The organism is Curtobacterium sp. USHLN213 (assembly GCF_037144815.1).
Lineage (GTDB): Bacteria > Actinomycetota > Actinomycetes > Actinomycetales > Microbacteriaceae > Curtobacterium.
Genome location: NZ_JBBCYQ010000034.1, coordinates 1 through 437, shown reverse-complemented (window position 1 = coordinate 437; position 437 = coordinate 1). Strand labels below are relative to the sequence as shown.

Here is a 437-nt window from a genome sequence, read left to right as displayed (position 1 = left end):
GGGGACTCATAGGAGACTGCCGGGGTCAACTCGGAGGAAGGTGGGGATGACGTCAAATCATCATGCCCCTTATGTCTTGGGCTTCACGCATGCTACAATGGCCGGTACAAAGGGCTGCGATACCGTAAGGTGGAGCGAATCCCAAAAAGCCGGTCTCAGTTCGGATTGAGGTCTGCAACTCGACCTCATGAAGTCGGAGTCGCTAGTAATCGCAGATCAGCAACGCTGCGGTGAATACGTTCCCGGGCCTTGTACACACCGCCCGTCAAGTCATGAAAGTCGGTAACACCCGAAGCCGGTGGCCTAACCCTTGTGGAAGGAGCCGTCGAAGGTGGGATCGGTGATTAGGACTAAGTCGTAACAAGGTAGCCGTACCGGAAGGTGCGGCTGGATCACCTCCTTTCTAAGGAGCATCTGGCTCGTCGTGTCCTTCGGGG

Annotated in this window: 1 rRNA gene; it reads left to right on the top strand. The window is 56.3% G+C overall.

Annotated features, from left to right (window positions below):
• Positions 1 to 403, top strand: a 16S ribosomal RNA gene (locus WFH25_RS19300); the annotation flags it as partial.
• Between the last annotated feature and the right edge of the window lie 34 nt (positions 404 to 437).